A 4539-nucleotide genomic window follows, 5' to 3' on the forward strand; every position below is an offset into this window, starting at 1 on the left:
CTCCTGTGGAGCGCTTGGGACCGGTGCCTTATAAGCTGCTTGCGGGATGACTTCTTTCGTGGTTTGGTCCAATAGTTTCGCAAGTGGGCCATATCGGATGCCGCACGGCAAAGAAGTCTTCCACGCTGGCAACGCCAATCTCGGCCAGTTGCACGAGAGCCGCTGGCAGTGGCTTGAGCAAGTGGCCGGGCCGGCGGTGGCATTGCCGACCGAATATCCCGATGGCTACCGTGTGCCGCAGCACCGCCACAGCCGCAGCCAGCTCTTGCATGCGCTTGTCGGCGTGGTGCTGGTGACGACGCGCTACGGACGCTGGATGGTGCCGCCCGACCACGCGATGTGGATTCCAGCCGGCACCGAGCATTCCGTCGAGATGCTGGGCGATGTCTCGATGCGTTCGGTCTATGTCATGCCACAGGCGATCCCCGGGCTGCCCGAAGGCTTGCGCGTCGTCGGCGTCACCGACCTGATGCACAGCCTGATCGTGGAATCGGAAAAGCTGCCGCAAGGCGGCGTTCTGGAAGGACGCGGTGGGCTGATCATGAACCTTTTGCTGCACGAAATCCCGACCTTGCCGGAACGGCCGCTCGGCCTGCCATTCCCGTCCGACCCAAGGCTGTCGGCGCTGTGCCGGCGCTTCGTCGCAGCACCATCGCCGCACGCGACGATCGACGAGTGGGCCGATGCCGCCGGCATGAGCCGCCGCTCCTTCACCCGCGCCTTCCAGCGCCAGACCGGCTTGTCGCTGTCGACATGGCGCCAGCAGGCCTGCCTGTTCGCGGCGCTGCCCAGGCTGGCGGACGGCGAGCCGATCACCAGGGTGGCGCTCGATCTCGGCTATGACAGCGTGCCGGCCTTCATCACCATGTTCAAGCGCATGCTGGGGACCTCGCCGCGCGGCTATATGCGCGGCGCACGAGAAAGCGTCGAGGTCGCTCGTCGCCTGGTCGGCCCGGTTCGGTTGGAAAGCCTTGCGCCGTAACGGCAGGTGCTGTTCTAGAGCATTTTACCGTTTCACGGAAACGGCGAGCTGCTCTAACTCTTTGTTTTGACGCAATTCTCTAGGACAGCGCTACGCGCTTTCCCGGGAAAACCGCTTCACACTTTTCCTAGAATTGCTCTAGCTGGAATTGCTCTAGTCGAACAGGCTCGACACCGATTCCTCGGTCGCGGTGCGCGAAATGGCTTCGCCCATGAGGTCGGCGATCGAGATGACGCGGATGTTGGGCGCGTCGAGCACGCCCTGGGTGGGCTGGATGGAATCGGTGATCACCAGTTCCTGCAGCTTCGAGCCGCTGATGCGGGCAACCGCACCGCCCGACAGCACACCGTGGGTGATATAGGCGGTGACACTGGTGGCGCCGTTGGCCAGCAGTGCATCGGCGGCGTTGCACAGCGTGCCGCCGGAATCGACGATGTCGTCGATCAGCAGGCAATCCTTGCCGGCGACCGCGCCGATGATGTTCATGACTTCCGATTCACCGGGCCGTTCGCGGCGCTTGTCGACGATGGCCAGTTGCGCATCGAAGCGCTTGGCCAGCGCACGGGCGCGGACCACGCCGCCAATGTCGGGCGAGACCACCACGACGTTGCCGAGTTGCTTGTATTTGGCCTTCACGTCGCGGGCCATCACCGGTACGGAAAACAGATTGTCGGTCGGAATATCGAAGAAGCCTTGGATCTGGCCGGCATGCAGGTCAAGCGTCAGAACGCGGTCGACACCGGCGCGGGTGATCATGTTGGCGACCAGCTTGGCCGAGATCGGCGTGCGGCCGGAGGCGCGGCGGTCCTGCCTGGCGTAGCCGAAATAGGGGATGACCGCCGTGATGCGCTTGGCCGAGGAACGCATGAAGGCATCGATCATGATGAGCAATTCCATCAAATGATCGTTGGTCGGGAACGAGGTCGATTGCAGGATGAAGACATCCTCGCCGCGCACGTTTTCCTGGATTTCGACGAAGATTTCCTGGTCGGCGAAGCGCCTGACCGTGGCTTTGCCCAGCGGGACGTTGAGGTACCGGGCGACCGCTTCGGCCAGCACCCTGTTGGAATTGCCCGCGAAGAGTTTCATGCACGGTTCCTGGTGGAGGATGATGAGACCTGACGGACTCGCTTGCGCCCTTTAACCGGGCTTTTAGCGGCCCGCGCCGGTATTGCAAGCGCCGAGATCGGGAATCCGCCGGCTAAACTCAAGAAAGCTCCGCGCCATCGCCGGGCTGCAACAGGGAGCAGCGGACTTGCGCTGCTCCTTCTTCTCGTTGGGCATCGGATTTTCCCAAAACCGTCTCCACTTTTTGGGTCCGATGCCTCTAGCCCGCCTTGCCGCCGAGCCAGGCCGCGAATTGGTCGATGGTCTGGTCGGCGATCGTCTGCATGGTGGCCGGCGAGACCCCCTTCCAGCTGTCGCCGCCCGCGCTGGCGCCGGAATTGACCGACGGGGCCTTCTGCTGACCATTGATGCGGTGCAGCCGGTTGCCGGCGGGGTCATAGACATCCCAGACATAGATGACGGTGGTGTCGGCGCCTTCCGACATCGTCGAGAAATAGCCCTTCAGCACATGTGTCACGGTCTGGTCGGCGCTGCCGGCGAGCGTGATACCGCGCTGCCTGGCGCGGGTCTGCAACTCCGCCGTAAGAGGTGTCGCGGCTTCCACCGAAGCGCCGACGATCGGCGCGATCTGCAGGCGGGTCTTCGACAGGATGGCAGCGCTTTGGGCTGATGTGACCGGGGCCGCGGTGGTTGCGGGAGCGCCCGCCGTGCTGGTGGCGGGCAGCGTCTGGGTCGACGTCGCCGGCGGAGTGATCGCCGACGGTTCGAGCACGTCCTTTGCGTTGGTGCAGGCGGCAAGAGCCAATGCCACAAGCAATGACACGGTCGTCACATGCGATCGTCTCATTTGCCTTCTAACTCCTTGGCGAAGAACGCCTCCCATTGTGGATTCACTGTACGATCAAGTCGAGATCATGGCGGGACAGCGGCTTGGGCTGGGATTCGGTGGTCAGGTAGGTGCGGCCAAGCGTCATCGCCGTCTCGGTATCGGAGTCCATGATGATCATATGGGCGAACAGCGTCATGTTGGGCGCGATCGGTTCGGGATTGCCCTGGTAGAACATCGGCATGTCCATCCAGGACGGGGTGAAGCGGGCGCCGACCGAATAGCCGCAGGCGTTCAGCCGGTGCTTGGTCAGGCCGTGTGCCTCCATGGTGCGGGCATGCGCATCGAAGACGTCGCCGAAGCTGTTGCCCGGCGTCATCGCCTTTTCGACAGCCAGGAGTGCCGCGCGGGCGGCGTCGAACAATTCCTGATGGCGCTTCGACACCTTGCCGGTCAGCACCGTGCGCATCATCGGTGCGTGGTAGTGGTTGAAGACGCCGGCCCATTCGAGCGTCAGCTGGTCATTTTTGGTGAGCTTGCGGCGGCCGGCCTTGTAGCGGCACAGCAGCGCATCGACGCCGGAGCCGATGATGAATTCGTTGGCCGGATAGTCGCCGCCGCCGGCAAAGATCGCACCCTGCATGGCGGCCAGGATCAGGGCTTCGTCGCCGCCTTGCTTGATCAGCGGCAGCGCCGCGTCGAGCGCATCGTCGGAGAGATTGGCGGCCTTCTCGGCCTTGGCGATCTCGGCCGGACTCTTGAACAGGCGCAGCCGCCCGACAACGCCGGACGCATCGGCGATCTGGCCGAAGGTCTGCAACTGTTCGTCGAGCCGTCGGCCATTGAACGCGGTCAGGCCATGGGTGTCGTATTCGACACCGATGCGGGCGCCGAGCAGGTCGAGTTCGTTGAGCAGATTGCGCAGGTCGACCGCCGGATTGGCGCCGTTGCGGTCCGTCCACAAGACGATGTTGTCGATAATCGAGGTCTGACGCGCCTGGCGCAGGTCGGCCGAGCGGGTCAGCAGCACCATCGAACCGTCGGCTTTCACCACCAGGCACTGGAAGAAGCAGAAGCCGAACGTGTCGTAACCGGTCAGCCAGTACATGCTTTCCTGCGCGAACAGCAGGATGGCGTCGAGCTTCTTTTCGGCCATCTCGATGATCAGCCGGTCGCGCCGCGCGTCAAATTCAGATCGTTCAAAATGCAGCGCCATTATTCCCTCTCCAAGACGATTGCCGAAACCTGCCGGCCGTAATCGGGCTCCTTGCGATGCGTGGTGCGCCGGTAGGAGTAGAACAGGCCTTCCTCGGCGTAAGTGCAGCGGTCGAGGCCTTCAGCCGTCACGCCGGCCTCGGCCAGCCGGTCAACCGTGTAGCGGTTGAGGTCGAACATGGCATGGCCGGCATTGGCGGACGGCGCGAAATAGAGGATATTTTCGGCGTCGGCTTCGACAAAGCGGGCGACGAATTCCGGGCCGACCTCGTAGTTGGCAGGGCCGATGGAGGGGCCTAGCACGGCGATGATGTTTTGGCGCCGGGCGCCGAGGCTTTCCATCGCCAGGATGGTGTTTTCGAGCACGCCGGTGAACGCGCCTTTCCAGCCGGCATGCGCAGCGCCGATGATGCGCGCCTCAGCATCCGCGAACAGCACGGGACCGCAA

General features: G+C 63.5%; 6 protein-coding genes. 1 reads left to right on the forward strand and 5 read right to left on the reverse strand.

The features are described 5' to 3' along the window. The first annotated feature begins 97 nt into the window (after positions 1–97). Positions 98–982, forward strand: a complete 885-nt coding sequence (locus EOD15_RS29085) for a helix-turn-helix transcriptional regulator (protein ID WP_127409072.1) — start codon at positions 98–100, stop codon at positions 980–982. 153 nt (positions 983–1135) lie between these two features. Here EOD15_RS29085 and EOD15_RS29090 read toward each other — a convergent pair whose 3' ends face one another. From EOD15_RS29090 to EOD15_RS29105, 5 genes are all read right to left on the reverse strand, one after another. Continuing rightward, positions 1136–2071 carry a ribose-phosphate pyrophosphokinase gene (locus EOD15_RS29090; protein WP_013530002.1) on the reverse strand — a complete coding sequence of 312 codons (936 nt, stop codon included), beginning with the start codon at positions 2069–2071 and terminating at the stop codon, positions 1136–1138. A 63-nt stretch (positions 2072–2134) separates the two neighbouring features. Continuing rightward, positions 2135–2266, reverse strand: coding sequence for a hypothetical protein (locus tag EOD15_RS37290; RefSeq protein WP_256747485.1), 132 nt, complete (start codon positions 2264–2266; stop codon positions 2135–2137). 43 nt (positions 2267–2309) lie between these two features. Continuing rightward, on the reverse strand, positions 2310–2897 hold the full coding sequence (locus EOD15_RS29095) for a hypothetical protein (protein WP_127321245.1): 588 nt from the start codon (positions 2895–2897) through the stop codon (positions 2310–2312). Positions 2898–2940: 43 nt separating this feature from the next. Further along, positions 2941–4092, reverse strand: a complete 1152-nt coding sequence (locus tag EOD15_RS29100; protein ID WP_127321246.1) for a Xaa-Pro peptidase family protein — start codon at positions 4090–4092, stop codon at positions 2941–2943. Further along, positions 4092–4539: polyphenol oxidase family protein (locus tag EOD15_RS29105; RefSeq protein ID WP_148129681.1), on the reverse strand; the 448-nt coding region annotated here is incomplete at its 5' end. The genes EOD15_RS29105 and EOD15_RS29100, both read right to left, overlap by 1 nt.

It is taken from the genome of Mesorhizobium sp. M7A.T.Ca.US.000.02.2.1, from assembly GCF_003996995.1.
Classification (GTDB): Bacteria; Pseudomonadota; Alphaproteobacteria; order Rhizobiales; family Rhizobiaceae; genus Mesorhizobium.